Origin of the sequence: Pseudomonas sp. IT-196MI5, from assembly GCF_949767415.1 — a bacterium.
GTDB lineage: Bacteria > Pseudomonadota > Gammaproteobacteria > Pseudomonadales > Pseudomonadaceae > Aquipseudomonas.
The window spans coordinates 554853-572021 of sequence record NZ_CATKPZ010000011.1 but is presented as its reverse complement, the minus strand read 5'-3'; the positions used below and the strand labels follow the sequence as shown (position 1 = coordinate 572021).

General features: G+C 60.5%; 18 protein-coding genes. 6 read left to right on the top strand and 12 right to left on the bottom strand.

What is annotated here, in order from left to right; translation table 11 throughout:
• The first annotated feature begins 162 nt into the window (after positions 1-162).
• Positions 163-1080, top strand: a complete 918-nt coding sequence (cysD, locus tag ACM6IK_RS10145; RefSeq protein ID WP_108218218.1) for a sulfate adenylyltransferase subunit CysD — start codon at positions 163-165, stop codon at positions 1078-1080.
• Positions 1081-1089: 9 nt separating this feature from the next.
• Positions 1090-2988, top strand: a complete 1899-nt coding sequence (gene cysN / locus ACM6IK_RS10140; RefSeq protein ID WP_414874193.1) for a sulfate adenylyltransferase subunit CysN — start codon at positions 1090-1092, stop codon at positions 2986-2988.
• A gap of 171 nt (positions 2989-3159) precedes the next feature.
• Here cysN and ACM6IK_RS10135 read toward each other — a convergent pair whose 3' ends face one another.
• The 3 genes from ACM6IK_RS10135 to ACM6IK_RS10125 all read right to left on the bottom strand — a co-directional run bounded on the left by ACM6IK_RS10135 (position 3160) and on the right by ACM6IK_RS10125 (position 6710).
• A complete protein-coding gene (locus ACM6IK_RS10135) occupies positions 3160-4065 on the bottom strand; it encodes an acyltransferase (RefSeq protein WP_414874192.1) in 906 nt (301 codons plus the stop codon).
• Positions 4066-6165, bottom strand: a complete 2100-nt coding sequence (gene pta / locus ACM6IK_RS10130; RefSeq protein WP_414874191.1) for a phosphate acetyltransferase — start codon at positions 6163-6165, stop codon at positions 4066-4068. It abuts the gene before it with no gap.
• Between the two features lie 218 nt (positions 6166-6383).
• Positions 6384-6710 carry a DUF3565 domain-containing protein gene (locus ACM6IK_RS10125; RefSeq protein WP_414874190.1) on the bottom strand — a complete coding sequence of 109 codons (327 nt, stop codon included), beginning with the start codon at positions 6708-6710 and terminating at the stop codon, positions 6384-6386.
• Here ACM6IK_RS10125 and ACM6IK_RS10120 point away from each other — a divergent pair.
• From ACM6IK_RS10120 to ACM6IK_RS10110, 3 genes are all read left to right on the top strand, one after another.
• Positions 6679-7164, top strand: a complete 486-nt coding sequence (locus ACM6IK_RS10120) for an FKBP-type peptidyl-prolyl cis-trans isomerase (RefSeq protein ID WP_414874189.1) — start codon at positions 6679-6681, stop codon at positions 7162-7164. The two genes, ACM6IK_RS10125 and ACM6IK_RS10120, sit on opposite strands and share 32 nt — an antisense overlap.
• Before the next feature lie 122 nt (positions 7165-7286).
• A complete protein-coding gene (locus ACM6IK_RS10115; RefSeq protein WP_414874188.1) occupies positions 7287-7769 on the top strand; it encodes a glutathione peroxidase in 483 nt (160 codons plus the stop codon).
• 229 nt (positions 7770-7998) lie between these two features.
• Positions 7999-9102 carry an NADH:flavin oxidoreductase gene (locus tag ACM6IK_RS10110; RefSeq protein WP_414874187.1) on the top strand — a complete coding sequence of 368 codons (1104 nt, stop codon included), beginning with the start codon at positions 7999-8001 and terminating at the stop codon, positions 9100-9102.
• Between the two features lie 136 nt (positions 9103-9238).
• Here ACM6IK_RS10110 and ACM6IK_RS10105 read toward each other — a convergent pair whose 3' ends face one another.
• Both ACM6IK_RS10105 and cysZ read right to left on the bottom strand, forming a co-directional pair.
• Complete coding sequence (locus tag ACM6IK_RS10105; RefSeq protein ID WP_414874186.1) at positions 9239-10438, bottom strand: glycosyltransferase family 4 protein; 1200 nt, start codon at positions 10436-10438, stop codon at positions 9239-9241.
• A 57-nt stretch (positions 10439-10495) separates the two neighbouring features.
• The gene (gene cysZ, locus ACM6IK_RS10100) at positions 10496-11248 is read right to left on the bottom strand and encodes a sulfate transporter CysZ (RefSeq protein ID WP_414874185.1); all 753 of its coding nucleotides are present in this window, start codon (positions 11246-11248) and stop codon (positions 10496-10498) included.
• Between the two features lie 315 nt (positions 11249-11563).
• On the opposite strand from cysZ, the gene trxB reads away from it, so the two are divergent.
• A complete protein-coding gene (gene trxB, locus ACM6IK_RS10095) occupies positions 11564-12520 on the top strand; it encodes a thioredoxin-disulfide reductase (RefSeq protein WP_057716403.1) in 957 nt (318 codons plus the stop codon).
• An 86-nt stretch (positions 12521-12606) separates the two neighbouring features.
• On the opposite strand, the gene ACM6IK_RS10090 is transcribed toward trxB, so the two are convergent.
• From ACM6IK_RS10090 to ACM6IK_RS10060, 7 genes are all read right to left on the bottom strand, one after another.
• Positions 12607-13857 (bottom strand): aspartate aminotransferase family protein, encoded by a 1251-nt coding sequence (locus tag ACM6IK_RS10090; protein WP_414874184.1) that lies wholly within the window; start codon positions 13855-13857, stop codon positions 12607-12609.
• Positions 13858-13967: 110 nt separating this feature from the next.
• Positions 13968-14306 carry a HopJ type III effector protein gene (locus tag ACM6IK_RS10085; RefSeq protein WP_414874183.1) on the bottom strand — a complete coding sequence of 113 codons (339 nt, stop codon included), beginning with the start codon at positions 14304-14306 and terminating at the stop codon, positions 13968-13970.
• A complete protein-coding gene (locus ACM6IK_RS10080) occupies positions 14299-14595 on the bottom strand; it encodes a DUF1244 domain-containing protein (protein ID WP_218429330.1) in 297 nt (98 codons plus the stop codon). The genes ACM6IK_RS10085 and ACM6IK_RS10080 overlap by 8 nt, the downstream gene beginning before the upstream one ends.
• A gap of 96 nt (positions 14596-14691) precedes the next feature.
• The gene (gene folX / locus ACM6IK_RS10075; RefSeq protein ID WP_108218231.1) at positions 14692-15063 is read right to left on the bottom strand and encodes a dihydroneopterin triphosphate 2'-epimerase; all 372 of its coding nucleotides are present in this window, start codon (positions 15061-15063) and stop codon (positions 14692-14694) included.
• A gap of 2 nt (positions 15064-15065) precedes the next feature.
• Positions 15066-15626, bottom strand: coding sequence for a GTP cyclohydrolase I FolE (gene folE / locus ACM6IK_RS10070; protein ID WP_223546463.1), 561 nt, complete (start codon positions 15624-15626; stop codon positions 15066-15068).
• 20 nt (positions 15627-15646) lie between these two features.
• Complete coding sequence (gene folM, locus ACM6IK_RS10065; RefSeq protein ID WP_414874182.1) at positions 15647-16357, bottom strand: dihydromonapterin reductase; 711 nt, start codon at positions 16355-16357, stop codon at positions 15647-15649.
• Between the two features lie 171 nt (positions 16358-16528).
• Positions 16529-17098 carry an antibiotic biosynthesis monooxygenase gene (locus ACM6IK_RS10060; protein WP_414874181.1) on the bottom strand — a complete coding sequence of 190 codons (570 nt, stop codon included), beginning with the start codon at positions 17096-17098 and terminating at the stop codon, positions 16529-16531.
• Between the last annotated feature and the right edge of the window lie 71 nt (positions 17099-17169).

Here is a 17169-nt window from a genome sequence, read left to right as displayed (position 1 = left end):
CAGGCTCGCTCCTACAGGGGAACGCGTTTGGCCCAAACGCGGGGGCATATTCATATGCTCTTTCGATCTAGTTGGTGTCCTGATTAGAAGAGGTCGCTGTGCTAGGATCCCCGCTCGAACACGGCCCGCTGGCCGTTCATAAGAAAGCTTTCGTGAGTAGCCATGGTCGACAAACTGACGCATCTGAAACAGCTGGAGGCGGAAAGCATCCACATCATCCGCGAGGTGGCCGCCGAGTTCGATAACCCGGTGATGCTGTACTCCGTCGGTAAAGATTCCGCCGTGATGCTGCACCTTGCGCGCAAGGCCTTCTTCCCGGGCAAACTGCCATTCCCGGTGATGCACGTCGACACCCAGTGGAAGTTCAAGGAAATGTACGCGTTCCGCGACCGCATGGTCGAAGAACTCGGTCTTGACCTGCTGGTGCACGTCAACCCCGATGGCGTCGCGCAGGGCATCAACCCGCTCACCCACGGCAGTGCCAAGCACACCGATATCATGAAAACCGAAGGCCTCAAGCAGGCCCTCGACAAGTACGGTTTCGATGCTGCTTTCGGTGGTGCCCGTCGTGACGAAGAGAAGTCCCGTGCCAAAGAGCGCGTGTATTCCTTCCGCGATACCAAGCACCGCTGGGACCCGAAAAACCAGCGTCCCGAGCTGTGGAACGTCTACAACGGCAAGGTCAACAAGGGCGAGTCGATCCGCGTTTTCCCGTTGTCGAACTGGACCGAACTGGACATCTGGCAGTACATCTACCTTGAAGGCATCCCGATCGTGCCGCTGTATTTCGCCGCCGAGCGCGACGTTATCGAGATGAATGGCACCTGGATCATGATCGACGATGAACGCCTGCTCAATCACCTGAGCGATGAAGACAAGGCACGCATCGTCAAGAAGAAGGTCCGCTTCCGCACACTCGGCGACTACCCGTTGACCGGTGCGGTCGAGTCCGAAGCTACCAGCCTGACCGACATCATTCAGGAAATGCTCCTGACGCGAACTTCCGAACGCCAGGGCCGGGTCATCGATCACGATGGCGCAGGCTCGATGGAAGAAAAGAAACGTCAGGGTTATTTCTAAGGGGTTGTCATGTCGCACGCATCTGATTTGATCAGCGAGGACATCCTCGCCTACCTGGGCCAGCACGAACGCAAGGAAATGCTGCGCTTTCTGACCTGTGGCAACGTCGACGACGGCAAGAGCACCCTGATCGGGCGCCTGCTGCACGACTCCAAAATGATCTACGAAGATCACCTGGAAGCCATTACCCGCGACTCGAAAAAAGTCGGCACCACCGGTGATGATATCGACCTGGCGTTGCTGGTCGACGGCCTGCAGGCCGAACGGGAACAGGGCATCACCATCGATGTCGCTTACCGCTACTTCTCCACCGCCAAGCGCAAATTCATCATCGCCGACACCCCCGGTCATGAGCAGTACACCCGCAACATGGCCACCGGTGCGTCCACCTGTGACCTGGCGATCATTCTGGTCGACGCCCGTTATGGCGTGCAGACCCAGACCCGTCGCCACAGCTTTATTGCTTCGTTGCTGGGCATCAAGCACATCGTGGTCGCCATCAACAAGATGGACCTAAACGGCTTCGACGAAAGCGTCTTCGAGTCGATCAAGGCCGATTACCTGAAGTTCGCCGAAGGCATCGCCTTCAAGCCGACCACCATGGCCTTCGTGCCGATGTCGGCGCTCAAGGGCGACAACGTGGTGAACAAGTCCGAGCGCTCGCCGTGGTACACCGGCCAGTCGTTGATGGAAATTCTGGAAACCGTCGAGATCGCCAGCGATCGCAACTACACCGACCTGCGTTTCCCGGTGCAGTACGTCAACCGTCCGAACCTGAACTTCCGTGGTTTCGCCGGCACCCTGGCCAGTGGCGTCGTGCACAAGGGCGACGAAGTCGTGGTGCTGCCGTCGGGCAAGAGCAGTCGCGTGAAATCCATCGTCACCTTCGAAGGTGAGCTGGAGCATGCAGGTCCTGGTCAAGCGGTGACGCTGACCATGGAAGACGAGATCGATATCTCCCGCGGCGACTTGCTGGTACACGCCGACAACCTGCCGCAAGTGACTGACGGCTTCGACGCCATGCTGGTGTGGATGGCCGAAGAGCCGATGTTGCCGGGCAAGAAATACGACATCAAGCGCGCTACGACGTACGTGCCGGGTTCGATCACCAGCATTGTCAACCGCGTTGACGTGAACACCCTGGAAGAAGGCCCTGCCAGTGCCTTGCAGTTGAACGAGATCGGTCGGGTCAAGATCAGCCTCGATGCAGCCATTGCGCTGGACGGTTACGCGAGCAACCGCACCACCGGTTCGTTCATCGTCATCGATCGTTTGACCAATGGCACCGTCGCTGCCGGCATGATCGTCGCTCAACCAGTGGCGCACGGCAGTAGCACGCATCACGGCAAACTCGCCCACGTCGCCACCGAAGAACGCGCACAGCGCTTCGGCCAGCAACCGGCCACCGTGTTGTTCAGTGGCCTGTCGGGCGCGGGCAAGAGCACTCTGGCGTATGCGGTTGAACGCAAGCTGTTCGACATGGGTCGTGCAGTGTTTGTGCTCGACGGCCAGAACCTGCGTCACGACCTGAACAAAGGTCTGCCACAGGATCGCGCCGGGCGTACCGAGAACTGGCGTCGTGCCGCGCACGTTGCGCGTCAGTTCAACGAAGCCGGTCTGCTGACCCTGGCAGCGTTCGTTGCGCCGAGTGCCGAAGGTCGTGAACAGGCCCGGGAACTGATCGGCAAGGAGCGTCTGCTGACGGTCTACGTCCAGGCTTCGCCGACAGTCTGCGCCGAGCGTGATCCGCAAGGCCTGTACGCAGCGGCCGGGGATAACATCCCGGGCGAATCCTTCCCGTATGACGTGCCGCTGGATGCCGATCTGGTGATCGACACCCAGTCCGTGTCGCTGGAAGAAGGCGTCAAGCAAGTGCTGGGTCTGCTGCGCGAGCGTGGTGCGATCTAAGCCTTGGCCGAAAATGAAAAAACCGCCGATGAGTGATCATCGGCGGTTTTTTTTATTTCAGATCGACTTGGTCAACTGTAGGAGTGAGCCTGCTCGCGATAGCGGTGGATCAGTCGACATAAATTCTGAATGTACGACCGCTATCGCGAGCAGGCTCGCTCCTACAGGGGATTAGTGTTTGCCTGGATTCTCGCGATGCATCTGCGCAAGCAACGCATCCTTGTCCAGCCACAACTGATTGATCCAGCCCTGAAATTGCAGGCGGTATTCACCATCCTGGTCATAGTTCCTACCAATGAACTGCGGCGGAATCTTCAGCTCTTCAAAGTGCACCACCACATCCGCAACGTTCCCGCACAGCAAGTCCCAGAAACCCGGGCGCCCGGCGGGGTAGTGGATGGTCACGTTGACCAGGGATTCAAGCTGTTCGCCCATCGCATCCAGCACGAAGGCAATGCCGCCGGCCTTGGGCTTGAGCAGGTACTTGAAGGGTGACTGCTGCTGGGCATGCTTACCCTTGGTGAAGCGCGTGCCCTCGACGAAATTGAAAATGCCCACCGGGTTGTCGCGGAATTTCGCGCAGGTCTTGCGGGTGGTTTCCAGGTCCTTGCCTTTCTTTTCCGGATGCTTCTCCAGGTAAGCCTTGGAGTAGCGCTTCATGAACGGGAAGCCCAGTGCCCACCAGGCCAGGCCGATCACCGGAACCCAGATCAGCGCCTGCTTGAGAAAGAACTTCAGCGGTTGAATGCGCCGGTTGAGCACGTATTGCAGCACCAGGATATCAACCCAGCTCTGGTGGTTGCTGGTGATCAGGTACGAGTGCCGATAGTCGAGGCCTTGCAGGCCGCTGATATGCCAGCGCGTGCGACGGACCAGATTCATCCAGCCTTTGTTGATGCTGATCCAGGCTTCGTGGGTATGGCTCATCAGCCAGCCCGAGAGGCGCTGGGTGAAGGCGAACGGCAATACCTTGACGAGTGCCACGCAGAACAGGAACGAGCAGAGCAAAATCGTGTTCAGTGCCAACAGTAGCGAGGCGATCACGCCTCGCAGCGCAGCAGGTAGAAAATCCAGCATTTACACATCCATAGGTCGGTTGGCAGCCTGAATCGCGGTCAACGCGATGGTGTAGACGATGTCATCGACCTGCGCGCCGCGCGGCAAATCGTTCACCGGTTTGCGCAGGCCTTGCAGCATCGGCCCGAGGCTGACGCAGTCGGCGCTGCGCTGCACGGCTTTGTGGGTGGTGTTGCCGGTGTTCAGGTCGGGGAACACGAACACCGTGGCACGACCGGCCACCTGACTGTTCGGCGCCAGTTGCCGGGCGACGTCTTCATTGGCGGCGGCGTCGTATTGCAACGGGCCGTCGATCAGCAGCGAATGCTGTTGCTCGTGGGCGAGCAGGGTGGCTTCGCGAACCTTTTCGACTTCCTCGCCGGTGGCCGACTCGCCGCTGGAATAACTGATCATCGCCACCCGAGGGGTGATGCCGAATGCCGCCGCCGAGTCGGCGCTTTGCAACGCAATCTCGGCCAGTTCGCTGGCGCTCGGATGCGGGTTCATCACGCAGTCGCCGTAGACCAGCACCTCTTCCGGAAACAGCATGAAGAACACCGAAGACACCAGCGTGCAGCCCGGCGCGGTCTTGATCAGTTGCAGGGCCGGGCGGATGGTGTTGGCGGTGGAGTGAATGACTCCGGACACGAGCCCGTCGACTTCATCCAGCGCCAGCATCACGGTGCCGATCACCACAGTGTCTTCCAGTTGTTGCTCGGCCATGGGTGCGTTGAGGCTTTTGCTTTTACGCAGGGCGACCATCGGCTCGACGTAACGCTCGCGGATCAGGTCTGGATCGAGGATTTCCAGCCCTGGCGGCAACTCGATACCCTGGGCGCGGGCGACGGCTTCGACATCCGCCGGTTTCGCCAGCAATACGCAACGGGCAATGCCACGGGCCTGGCAGATCGCGGCAGCCTGCACGGTCAGCGGCTCGCTGCCTTCGGGCAACACGATGCGCTTGTTGGCCGCCTGGGCGCGCTGGATCAATTGATAGCGGAAAACGGCTGGCGACAGGCGCATCTCCCGTGGTGTACCGCAGCGCTGGTGCAGCCAGTTGGCGTCGAGATGACTGGCGACGAAGTCGGTGATGATTTCCGCTCGCTCACGGTCGTCGATCGGGATTTCCTTGTTCAGGCCATTGAGCAGGTTAGCGGTGTCGTAGGAGCCGGTGCTCACGGACAACACCGGCAAACCGGCCTGTAATGCGCCACGGCACAGATCCATGATGCGCGGATCCGGCAGGGTGTCGCTGGTCAGCAGCAGGCCGGCCAGCGGTACGCCGTTGATCGCCGCGAGGCTGACGGCGAGGATGATGTCGTCGCGATCGCCGGGGGTCACCACCAGCACGCCGGGCTTGAGCAGCTCCACGGTGTTGCGCATGGTGCGGGCGCAAATGATGATTTTGGTCATGCGCCGGGTTTCGTAATCACCGGCATTGAGCACTTGCGCACCCATCAGGTCGGCGACGTCGCGGGTGCGCGGCGCATTGAGTTCCGGCTGAAACGGAATGCAGCCGAGCAGACGGAAATCACCGCTGCGCAGCAACGGCGAATGCTCTTTAAGACGGGCGGCGAAGGCGTCCATGCTCTCGTCAGTCTTGACCTTGTTGAGGATCACGCCGAGGACTTTCGGATCCTTCGGACCACCGAACAATTGCGCCTGCAATTCAACGCGGCCGGAGAGTTCGGCCAGCACTTCGTTTTCTGGAGCCGAAACCAGGATCACCTCGGCATCGAGGCTCTTGGCCAAATGCAGGTTGACCCGCGCGGCATAACTGGCACTGCGGGTCGGCACCATGCCTTCAACCACCAGCACGTCTTTGCCGACGGCTGCTTGCTGGTACAAGGTGATGATTTCTTCGAGCAACTCATCAAGCTGGCCGTCGCCGAGCATCCGCTCGACGTGCGCCAGACCCAGCGGTTGTGGCGGTTTCAGACCATGCGTGCGCGCCACCAGCTCGGTGGAACGTTCCGGGCCCGTGTCACCCGGATGCGGCTGGGCGATCGGCTTGAAAAAACCGACCTTGAGGCCGGCGCGCTCAAGGGTGCGCACCAGTCCGAGGCTGATGGAGGTCAGACCCACACCAAAATCGGTGGGCGCGATAAAAAAAGTTTGCATGCGGATTCTCTAAAGGAGCATGTGGGCAGCCCGTGTGGCCTTTGCTGTCAGAGCAAATTCGGCGCCTGAAATCCAAATCCTGCGTTGCTGCTCCTCCCCATAGCGCGCTATGACTCGTCGCAGCGCCTTGGCTATGGACTTCAGGCATCCGAATTTGCTCTGACGCAAAGGCCGTACGGGTTGCCAGGTGAAAGCCTATATCTGGCGATCTACCGAAATCAGTCGCCAAGGTTATCGCTAACCGAGCCTTGTGCGCACCAACCACAATCAAAGGGTTGGCCTATTTTTTCCTGACGCTGCACAGGGTCCATGACCCAGGCGCGCGATTGCCAGGGTGGCTGGTGCCGCAGGTGTTGGGTGTGGCCGCAGGAAAGCTCGGCCACCCAGTGTCCGTCCTCGTCCTGATGGAAGCCTGTGACCGTCGAATTCCGTCTGTCCGGGTTGTGTTCGCTTTCGGACGATTGCTTCGCTAAACTTGGCCTTTCAATCTTCTTATGCAAAAGGTCTCGCCCCATGCTGATCGCCGCCAATAAGGCTGTCTCCATCGACTATACCCTGACCAACGACGCTGGTGAGGTCATCGACAGCTCCGCCGGCGGCGCGCCGCTGGTCTACCTGCAAGGTGCGGGCAACATCATCCCGGGCCTGGAAAAGGCTCTGGAAGGCAAGGCTGTCGGCGAAGAGCTGACCGTAGCCGTTGAACCGGAAGACGCTTACGGCGAATACGCTGCCGAACTGGTCAGCACCCTGAGCCGCAGCATGTTCGAAGGTGTCGACGAACTGGAAGTGGGCATGCAGTTCCACGCTTCCGCTCCGGACGGCCAGATGCAGATCGTGACCATCCGTGATCTGGACGGCGACGACGTGACCGTCGACGGCAACCACCCGTTGGCCGGTCAGCGCCTGAATTTCCAGGTCAAGATCATCGACATCCGTGACGCCAGCCAGGAAGAAATCGCTCATGGTCACGTCCATGGCGAAGGTGGCCATCACCACTGATTTCTGCGCTAAGCTCAGATAACTGGAGAGGCGCCTTGTGGGCGCCTTTTTAGTCTGCGGCTGTCCCTGACGGCATCGCCAAGTGGCTGTTTCGAAGAGAACACGGGAATCTGGAGTACGCCATGAGTGCTTTTCACGACCTTAAATTGACAGCCCTGGATGGACAGGAGCTACCCTTGGCGCCTTTCAAAGGCCAAGTCGTGCTGGTGGTCAACGTCGCCTCCAAATGCGGCTTGACCCCGCAGTACAGGGCGCTGGAAAACCTCTACCAGCAATACAAGGCCAAAGGCTTCAGCGTGTTGGGCTTGCCGTGCAACCAGTTTGCCGGGCAGGAACCGGGGACCGAGCAGCAGATCAAGGATTTCTGCAGTCTCAACTATGGTGTGACCTTCCCGTTGTCCAGCAAGCTGGAAGTCAACGGGCATGAGCGTCATCAGTTGTACCGCTTGCTGGCAGGCGAGGGCGCGGAGTTTCCCGGCGACATCACCTGGAACTTCGAGAAGTTCCTGTTGGGCAAGGACGGCCGTGTACTGGCTCGGTTCTCGCCACGTACGGCGCCGGATGATCCGACGATCGTTCACGCAATCGAAAAAGCGCTGAGCTGATCCCCCCCTGTAGGAGCAGCCGGTCGACGCTCGATTGCTCGCGATGGTCGCCAACGATAACGCTGCAAGCCTGATACGGCGCGGCGTTCTCAGGCCCATCGCGAGCGAGCTCGCTCCTACAATATCCCCTATCTTTTGATCCTTAATCACTGCAATCAATAATGCTGTTCAATGCGTTGGACACTCCATATTATCACCGTCATAAAGTCATTCTTCCGTGGAGCGTCCCATGCCCGTCAAAGCCCTGTTCAAACCGTTCCACCTCGGCACCCTTGAACTGCCGACCCGCGTCGTCATGGCGCCGATGACCCGCTCCTTTTCCCCGGGCGGCGTGCCCAACTCCAAAGTGATCGAATACTACCGTCGCCGCGCCGCTGCGGGCGTCGGCCTGATCGTCACCGAAGGCACTACCGTCGGTCACAAGGCGTCCAACGGCTACCCGAACGTTCCGCATTTCTACGGTGAAGCGGCCCTGGCCGGCTGGAAGAAAGTAGTCGATGCCGTTCACGCCGAAGGCGGCAAGATCGTTCCGCAGCTGTGGCATGTGGGCAGCGTACGCCGTATCGGCACCGAGCCGGACGCCAGCGTGCCGGGTTATGGCCCGTCGGAAAAAGTGAAGGAAGGTCAGGTCGTGGTGCACGGCATGACCAAACAGGACATCCAGGACGTGATCGCCGCGTTCGCCCAGGCCGCCAAGGATGCCCAGAGCATCGGCATGGACGGCGTGGAAATCCACGGTGCCCACGGTTACCTGATCGACCAGTTCTTCTGGGAAGGCAGCAACCGGCGTACTGACGAATACGGCGGCAGCCTGGCCAGCCGTTCGCGCTTCGCCATTGAATTGATTCAGGCCGTGCGTGCCGCGGTCGGTGAAGGTTTTCCGATCATTTTCCGTTTCTCCCAGTGGAAGCAGCAGGACTACACCGCACGTCTGGTGCAAACCCCGGAAGCCTTGGGCGAGTTCCTCAAGCCGCTGGCGGAAGCGGGCGTGGATATTTTTCACTGCTCGACCCGCCGTTTCTGGGAGCCGGAATTCGACGGTTCCGAGTTGAACCTGGCCGGCTGGACCCGCCAACTCACCGGCAAGCCGACCATCACCGTGGGCAGCGTCGGCCTGGATGGCGAGTTCCTGCAGTTCATGGTCAACACCGACAAGGTCGCACAACCGGCCAGTCTGGAAAAACTGCTGGAGCGCCTGAACAACGATGAGTTCGACCTGGTGGCGGTCGGTCGTGCGTTGCTGGTGGACCCGGACTGGGCACAGAAAGTGCGCGACGGCCGTGAAGAGGACATTCTGCCGTTCAGCCGTGAGGCGTTGATGACGCTGGTTTAAGCTGCAACCGGGAAGGCCTCATCGCGAGCAAGCTCGCTCCCACATTGATCGATGGTGACCACAAATCCTGTGACCACCGCAGAACTACTGTAGGAGCGAGCTTGCTCGCGATGGCGGACTTCAAATCACGGAAGATTCAGGGAACAGTCGGTGCATTCGGCACCACCAACTCCCCGGCACAAGCCCCGCGCAACTGCCCTTCGAACTGCTCGATTATCGACGCCCACCCCTGGCGACTGGCATGCTGGCGCGCATTGAGCCGCACATTGCGCAAGGCCTCCCTGTCCTCCAGCAGCCATGCCGCTGCATCGCAGAACGCTTCTTCATCCCCCGGCATCGCCAGCACGCCGTTGTAGCCATGACGAATATGCTGGGCGGCTGCCGCCTGGTCGTAGGCCACCACGCCGAGCCCCGAGGCAAGTGCTTCAAGCACTACATTGCCAAAGGTTTCGGTCAGGCTCGGAAACAGAAACACGTCGCCCGAGGCGTAGTGACACGCCAGGGCTTCACCCCGTTGGGTGCCACAGAAAATCGCCTCGGGGATTTCGTTTTCCAGTTCCTGGCGCTGTGGGCCATCGCCGACCACGATCAGTTTCAGGATGCGCTTGGGATAACTCGTCTTGAGGGTATTGAAGGTACGCTTGAGCAGGCCGAGGTTTTTTTCCGGGGCCAGGCGTCCGACATGAATGACGGCGATGTCTGCCTCGGCCAGTCCCCATTGCTCGCGCAGGGCATTCAGGCGTTTGGCCGGGTGGAACAGTTCGCTGTCGACGCCTCGGGACAGCAACGCCAGTCGTTCGAAATGACGTCGCTCCAGTTCCAGGCGCTGGCTGACGCTGGGCACCAGGGTCATGGTCGAGCGGTTGTGGAACCAGCGCAGGTAGTGAGTCAGCAGGCGCGTGAGCAAACCAAACCCGTACTGGTTGGAGTACTGCTGGAAATTGGTGTGGAAACCGCTTACCACGCAAATCCCCAGTCGCCGTGCCGCACGCAAGGCCGACAGACCCAGCGGCCCTTCGGTGGCGATGTAGAGCACATCCGGGCGATGACGCGTCCAGCGCCGCAGCAGTTTGTGCATCGACGACTGACCCCATTGCAGGCCGGGATAGCCCGGTAGCGGCCAGCCGCGACACAGCAGAAGTTCATCGTCGCTGCCCAACTGCTGGTCGCAGCCCTGACGCGGTCGCACCAGTTCCACCTGATGCCCGCGCGCGCGCAAACCGTCGCACAAGCGACCCAGGGTATTGGCCACGCCGTTGATTTCCGGAGGGAAGGTTTCGGTGATCAGAGTGATATGCAGAGCTGTCGTCATGACCCCAGTGTCGACCGGGGCCATGTCGTCAGTGTGACGTCAGGATGATGGATTTGTGACTGCGGTACCGGCGCTGATGGCTCAGCGCTGCGTCACCAGGCTTTCCGCGCCGCGTTCACGCACCCAGAACAGCGTCGCCCCGGCCACGGCAGCCGGCATCATCAGGATGTTGACCACCGGGATCAGCAGCACCAGGTACACGCTGCCGCCGAAGCTCATGCTCTGCCAGCGCTTCTGTCGCAGCCAGGCGAGCATCTCGTTCCAGCCCAGCTTGTGGTTGTCCGCCGGGTAGTCGATGTACTGGATCGCCATCATCCACACCCCGAACAGCAGCCACAGCGGCGCGGCAATGATGTTCACCACCGGGATGAAGGACAGGATGAAGAGGCCGATCGCCCTTGGCAGGAAATAGCCGAGCTTGCGCATCTCCCGGGCCAGGGTGCGCGGGATCATCGCAATCAGTTCGCCCCAACTGAAGGCTGGAAAATCATCGGTGCCGCGCACCACCACTTCGACTTTTTCCGCGAGGAAGCCGTTGAATGGCGCGGCAATGACGTTGGCGAGCATGGTGAAGGTGAAGAACACCATCAGCACGACGAGCACCACGAACAGCGGCCAGAGGATGTAGCTGAGAAAACTCAGCCAGTCGGGCAGGGACGGCATCAGGGTGTCGACCCACAAGCTGAATTGATGGCCGGCCAGGTAGATCAATCCGACGAACAGCACCAGGTTGATCGCCAGTGGCAACAACACGAACAAACGCAGGCTGGGGCTCAGCACCAGCTTGAGGCCTTCGCGCAGGTATTGCGGGCCGGACAGAACGGGGGCAGGCATGATGTGCTCCGAGCAGAGGGAAAACGCGCCGACCTTACCGGCTTTGCTTCATGTGCGAAAGCGCGGCAGTGGTATCGACATTCACTGTAACAAAGACGTCGATAACGTCGGTCAGATGGCATAGAGACCACCTATGAGCTGGATTGTTAATCCGTATTTCCTTAATCTTCGCCCCCTCGATACGCTGCACCCAATCTTTTTACAGGACGGTCGGGTTCAAGCCTTCCCCAAGTGCTTTCAACCGTTCTTTTTTATTCCAGCCGGCAATCCGGCGTTCCGTGCCAGGTGTTCCGGGCCGGTCAACAGGAGCAGGTCATGTCTGAAGTCCGTCATTCGCGAGTGATTATTCTCGGTTCCGGCCCTGCCGGTTACAGCGCCGCGGTCTATGCCGCCCGTGCCAACCTCAAGCCACTGCTGATCACCGGCATGCAGGCCGGCGGTCAACTGACCACCACTACCGAAGTCGACAACTGGCCGGGCGACGTCCACGGCCTGACCGGCCCGGCGCTGATGGAGCGGATGCGCGAGCACGCCGAGCGTTTCGAAACCGAGATCGTTTTCGATCACATCAATGCCGTGGACTTCGCTGCCAAGCCGTACACCCTGACCGGCGACAGCGCGACTTACACCTGCGACGCCCTGATCATCGCCACCGGCGCCAGTGCTCGTTACCTGGGCCTGCCGTCCGAAGAAACCTTCATGGGCAAGGGCGTTTCGGCCTGCGCGACCTGCGACGGTTTCTTCTACCGCAACAAGCCGGTTGCTGTGGTCGGCGGCGGCAACACCGCTGTTGAAGAGGCCCTGTACCTGGCCAACATCGCCAGCAAAGTGACCCTGATCCACCGTCGCGAAACCTTCCGCGCCGAGAAGATCCTGATAGACAAGCTGAACGCCCGCGTTGCCGAAGGCAAGATCGAGCTGAAGCTGAACGCGACCCTGGACGAAGTGCTGGGCGACAACATGGGTGTGACCGGTGCGCGCCTGAAGAACAACGACGGCAGCTTCGACGAAGTGAAAGTCGACGGCGTGTTCATCGCCATCGGCCACACCCCGAACACCTCGTTGTTCGAAGGCCAGTTGACCCTCAAAGACGGCTACCTGGTTGTGCAGGGCGGCCGTGACGGCAACGCCACCGCCACCAGCCTCGAAGGCATCTTCGCCGCCGGTGACGTGGCTGACCACGTGTACCGCCAGGCCATCACCTCGGCTGGCGCCGGTTGCATGGCTGCACTGGATGCCGAGCGTTACCTCGACAACCTGCAGAACGCTTGATTCTGCTTTCGTCGAAATAAGAAAACCGGCTTCGGCCGGTTTTTTTTGCACACCAATAATGTGGTGTAGCCCTTGTGGGACAGTGTTCAGGTCAGTTTTGCCAGGCACGCCTCAAGAATATCCAGCCCTTCCTCCAGCACCGCAGCCTCAATGGTCAACGGCGCCAGCAGCCGGATGATGTGCCGCGATTTACCACTGGGCATCAACAGCAGACCCGCATCCCGCGCCAGCGCCAGCAGTTGGGTCAATTGCGCTGGTGCGGGCGAGCCATCGGCGTTGATCAACTCGATGCCACGCATGGCGCCGACGCCGGTCAGGCGGCCCAGATACGGCGTCAGGTTATTCGCGCGCCAGGTTGCATGGCGGCCGACAATCGCTTCTTCCTGTTGGGTACCCCAGGCGTGCAGGTTGGCATCGGTCATTTCGTCGAGGGTTGCCAGTGCCGCAGCGCAGGCGATGGGGTTGCCGGAGTAAGTGCCACCGAGTCCGCCCTTGGGCAAGTTGTCGAGCAGCGACTTGCGCCCGACCACCGCACCCAGCGGCACGCCGCCAGCGATGCTTTTGCCGAGCAGGATCAGGTCTGGCTCGATGCCCAGTCGCGAGAACGCGAAGCGCTGGCCGGTTCGGCCGAAACCGGACTGGATTTCATCGGCGATCAGCACAATGCCCTTGTCGTCGCAGAACTTGCGCAGTGCCTGGGCGAACTCGGCCTCCATGGCCAGGAAACCCGCTTCGCCCTGCACCGGTTCAACGATAAAGCAGGCGACGTCTTCGACATCGATCTCGACGCTGAACAGGCGCTCCATGGCTTTGAGGGCCTCGGCACGGGTGACGTCGTTGTCCTGGCTGGGGAAGGGCAGGTGAAAGACCGGCCCCGGCAGCACGCCGACTTTCTGCTTGTAGGGCGCGACCTTGCCATTGAGGTTGAGGGTGGCCAGTGTGCGGCCGTGGAAAGCGCCGTCGAAGGCAATGACCGCGCTACGGCCAGTGGCGCCACGGACGATCTTCAGGGCGTTTTCCGCCGCTTCCGCGCCGCTGTTGGTCAGCATACCGCTGACCGGGTAACTCACTGGCATGAACGCGCTGAGGCGATCCATCAGTTCGAGGTAAGGCACATGGGGCGCAGCGTTGAATGCGTAGTGGGTCAGCCGGGTAGCCTGCTCGCGGATGGCTTCGACGATGCGCGGATGGCAATGTCCGAGGTTGAGTACGCCGATGCCACCGACAAAGTCGATGTAGCGCTTGCCATCGGTGTCCCAGACTTCGGCATTCTTGCCGTGGCTGAGCGTGACAGGGTGGACGATGTTGATCGACTGGCTGATGGTTTCGCTGCGCATAAATGACCGGCTCGAAAGAAGGAAGGCTTCTTTTTATCTAAGCCGTGCGCAGTGGTACCCGGCAAACGAAATAAAGTTGCCGGGTCAATCTTAAAAGTCGGGTTATGCAATCAACGACGGGTCAGCGGCTGCTGAGCGAACTTCACACCCGCCAGGCCATGAGCAATCAACGCGCGGATATTGCCGTGATCGCTGCCTTCAGGTGTGGCGACAACCGAACGGTAATGCTCGCCGAAAGCCAGCAGTGCTTCTTCATCGCTCAGACCTTCCAGTAGTGCAAGACCCAGGGTCTTGCACGAGCCTTCGTTCTGCCCGGCCGCGTTTTCCACGCCACCATTGTTGAAAGCCTGAGGCTGGTAGTCGTAACCGGCAGTAATGAACGCCAGAGTCTCGGCGAAGGCGTGTTCGCCGCTCTTGAAGCTGGCGCGCAGGGTGTTCAAATCACTCATTGGGTTTTCCTTTGGCGAACGCCGCCTGTTGTTCGGCGTTGGCTTCTTGCTGAAATTGGGCTTTCCACTCGGCGTACGGCATGCCGTAAACCACTTCGCGGGCTTCGTCGAGGCTGACCTCGATCTGGCGTTCGTCAGCCGCCGCCTTGTACCACTTGGACAGGCAGTTGCGGCAGAAGCCCGAGAGGTTCATCAGGTCGATGTTCTGCACATCCTTGCGGCTGTCCAGATGGGCCACCAGCCGGCGAAAGGCGGCGGCTTCGAGTTCCAGGCGTTGTTGGTCGGTCATGGCGGTCTCTGCGAGACAGCTTCAAGCGGCAAGCTTGAAGCTGCAGGTTGGATGGCGGTGGCTGCAAGTTTACAGCTTGGCGCTTGTAGCTTGAAGCTAGCGGCTCGCTGCCAGCGTAATCGACACCGACTCGGCGAATCGCAGCGCGTGGGGCTTGTCGACCTCGACCTCGGCGTAGAGCACCGATGCGTTGGCCATCACCAGGTCGAGAATCTCCTGGGTCAGGCGCTCGAGCAGCGCAAAGCGGTTGCCTTCCACATGGGCGATGATCGCCTTGGTGATCGTGCGGTAGTTCAACGCGTGATCGATGTCGTTGTCCCGTACCGCTTCCTGGGCTGCGTACAGAATGGTGAGGTTGATCAGCACATCCTGCTTGTTGAGGATTTCATCCTCGTTGATGCCGATGTAGGTACGCAGGCACAGGTCTTTGACCCGGATGCGTGCCATACCTGGCTGAAGTTGTGGCATTGCTACTTGCTCCGTCCAATCAATTGCAGGAACTCCTGGCGGGTGTTGCTCGACTCGCGGAAGGCGCCGAGCATCACCGAGGTGTTCATGGTCGAATTCTGTTTCTCTACGCCGCGCATCATCATGCACATGTGCTGCGCTTCGATGACCACTGCGACACCGGCCGCGCCGGTCACCTGTTGCACCGCGTCGGCGATTTGCCGGGTGAGGTTTTCCTGGATCTGCAGGCGCCGGGCGAACATGTCCACCAGTCGCGCAATCTTCGACAGGCCCAGCACCTTGCCGGTCGGAATATAAGCCACATGCGCCTTGCCGATGAAGGGCAGCATGTGGTGTTCGCAAAGCGAGTACAGCTCGATGTTGTCGACGATCACCATTTCATCGTTGTCGGAGGCGAACAGCGCGTCATTGACGATCTCTTCGACACTTTGCTCGTAACCATGGCAAAGGTACTGCATGGCCTTGGCCGCGCGCATCGGCGTATCGAGCAAACCCTCGCGGTCGGGGTTTTCGCCGAGGCCGATGAGGATCTCTCGATAATTCTGGGGCAGTGATAACGTCATGGAAAATCCTCGCGGGACACTTATTTGATGTGCCGTCCGCCGTTGACGGTCAGGGTGGTGCCGGTGACATAAGGGTTGTCGAGCAGATAGCGCAGGCTCTGGTACATCACTTCGCAGCCGGGTTCGATGCCCAGCGCAGACTTGGCCAGCACCTTGGCGCGGTAGGCCGCGTCGTCTTCAGGGTTGAACAGTAGCAGGGCCGGGGCGATTCCGTTGACCTTGATGGCCGGCGCGTACCTGGCGGCGAAGGACAGGGTCAGGCTGTCGAGCCCGGATTTGCTGGCGCAATAGCCGATGTGCTTGCTGCTGCCCTTGCGGGTCACGTCATCGCTGATGTGCACGATGTCGGCGGGGCTTGAGCGTTGCAGCAGGTCGGCGCAATGCAGGTTGATCAGGTAAGGCGCCAGCATGTGCACACTGAACATGCGGGTGAATGCCGCGGCGTCGGTGTCCGGCGTTTCGGCCAGCCATTCGGAGGCGTTGTGGACAATCGCCCGCAAACAGTCGGTGTGGGTTTTCAGTTCGCTGATGAAGGCGAGGATCCCGGCCTCGCTGGCGAAGTCGGCGAACACCGCGGTGGCCCCCAGGTCGCGCAGGGCTTGTACGCCGGGACGCTCGCTGCGGTAGCTGAAAATCACGCGCTGGCCATCTTCCAGCAGTCGCCGGGCGCAATGCAGGCCGACACGCTGGCCGGCGCCGGTAATGAGGATGGGGGCTGTGGAAGAAGTCATGAACGGCTCGCGTCGCGGTGAGAACAAAACTATACCAGCGACGGGTGCGCTCTACCTATTGCAGGGGAAACAACTGTGGGAGCGAGCTTGCTCGCGATGGCGGACTGTCAGACGACACATATGTTGACTGACACGCCCTCATCGCGAGCAAGCTCGCTCCCACAGGAGAGATCAATGATTCTGAGTGGAGGGTTCGGCACGCAATGGACGTGTCGGCGTGCTGTTGAGCCAGCCTGCCAGCAAACGCGTCGACAACGGAATGAACAGGTAAACCATCAGCGGCGTCAGGCACAGGGTGCTGACGAGCACGCGGGGCAGCAGCGCCATCTCACCCAGCAGCGAACCCAGCGCAAAGTTGAACAGCAGGGAAACCGGAAAGAACGCCAACCAGATTGCCACGGCCTGTTTCCAGCGCGGCGGGCGTTGACCGACGGCACCGAACCAGCCCTCGATGCCGCTGACCCGATGTTCCGTCGGGTGGGCGAACAACTCGCTGCCGCGTCCGAGCCAGGCGGTGCGTGAAGCGCAATGCTCCCAGGCATGCAGGGTCAGCTCGTCGGCGAAGCGGAAGATAATCTGGAATTCGTCATCACCGGGCGGCGGTGCGAGTACGCCGGAGCCAAGGTAGCCAGGAAAGTCGGTGGCCAGTTGTTCGCCTTCGCGCAGCCAGGCGATCAGGTCTTGATAACGTCCATTGGCAACGCGGCGCGCAACCATCAGCGTGACGGGAGGGGTAGACATCGTGCATCTCCGTAAGGCATTTGCGTCGCTCCGGATAGGAACTTCGCCAGGCGCAGCGCCGGGGTAGTGGG

What these genes read in the sequence shown, in the direction of transcription:
- cysD (WP_108218218.1), top strand. Translation starts at nt 163, where the DNA reads ATGGTCGACAAACTGACGCATCTGAAACAGCTGGAGGCGGAAAGCATC.
- cysN (WP_414874193.1), top strand. Translation starts at nt 1,090, where the DNA reads ATGTCGCACGCATCTGATTTGATCAGCGAGGACATCCTCGCCTACCTG.
- ACM6IK_RS10135 (WP_414874192.1), bottom strand. Translation starts at nt 4,065, where the DNA reads ATGCTGGATTTTCTACCTGCTGCGCTGCGAGGCGTGATCGCCTCGCTA.
- pta (WP_414874191.1), bottom strand. Translation starts at nt 6,165, where the DNA reads ATGCAAACTTTTTTTATCGCGCCCACCGATTTTGGTGTGGGTCTGACC.
- ACM6IK_RS10120 (WP_414874189.1), top strand. Translation starts at nt 6,679, where the DNA reads ATGCTGATCGCCGCCAATAAGGCTGTCTCCATCGACTATACCCTGACC.
- ACM6IK_RS10125 (WP_414874190.1), bottom strand. Translation starts at nt 6,710, where the DNA reads ATGGAGACAGCCTTATTGGCGGCGATCAGCATGGGGCGAGACCTTTTG.
- ACM6IK_RS10115 (WP_414874188.1), top strand. Translation starts at nt 7,287, where the DNA reads ATGAGTGCTTTTCACGACCTTAAATTGACAGCCCTGGATGGACAGGAG.
- ACM6IK_RS10110 (WP_414874187.1), top strand. Translation starts at nt 7,999, where the DNA reads ATGCCCGTCAAAGCCCTGTTCAAACCGTTCCACCTCGGCACCCTTGAA.
- ACM6IK_RS10105 (WP_414874186.1), bottom strand. Translation starts at nt 10,438, where the DNA reads ATGGCCCCGGTCGACACTGGGGTCATGACGACAGCTCTGCATATCACT.
- cysZ (WP_414874185.1), bottom strand. Translation starts at nt 11,248, where the DNA reads ATGCCTGCCCCCGTTCTGTCCGGCCCGCAATACCTGCGCGAAGGCCTC.
- trxB (WP_057716403.1), top strand. Translation starts at nt 11,564, where the DNA reads ATGTCTGAAGTCCGTCATTCGCGAGTGATTATTCTCGGTTCCGGCCCT.
- ACM6IK_RS10090 (WP_414874184.1), bottom strand. Translation starts at nt 13,857, where the DNA reads ATGCGCAGCGAAACCATCAGCCAGTCGATCAACATCGTCCACCCTGTC.
- ACM6IK_RS10085 (WP_414874183.1), bottom strand. Translation starts at nt 14,306, where the DNA reads ATGAGTGATTTGAACACCCTGCGCGCCAGCTTCAAGAGCGGCGAACAC.
- ACM6IK_RS10080 (WP_218429330.1), bottom strand. Translation starts at nt 14,595, where the DNA reads ATGACCGACCAACAACGCCTGGAACTCGAAGCCGCCGCCTTTCGCCGG.
- folX (WP_108218231.1), bottom strand. Translation starts at nt 15,063, where the DNA reads ATGCCACAACTTCAGCCAGGTATGGCACGCATCCGGGTCAAAGACCTG.
- folE (WP_223546463.1), bottom strand. Translation starts at nt 15,626, where the DNA reads ATGACGTTATCACTGCCCCAGAATTATCGAGAGATCCTCATCGGCCTC.
- folM (WP_414874182.1), bottom strand. Translation starts at nt 16,357, where the DNA reads ATGACTTCTTCCACAGCCCCCATCCTCATTACCGGCGCCGGCCAGCGT.
- ACM6IK_RS10060 (WP_414874181.1), bottom strand. Translation starts at nt 17,098, where the DNA reads ATGTCTACCCCTCCCGTCACGCTGATGGTTGCGCGCCGCGTTGCCAAT.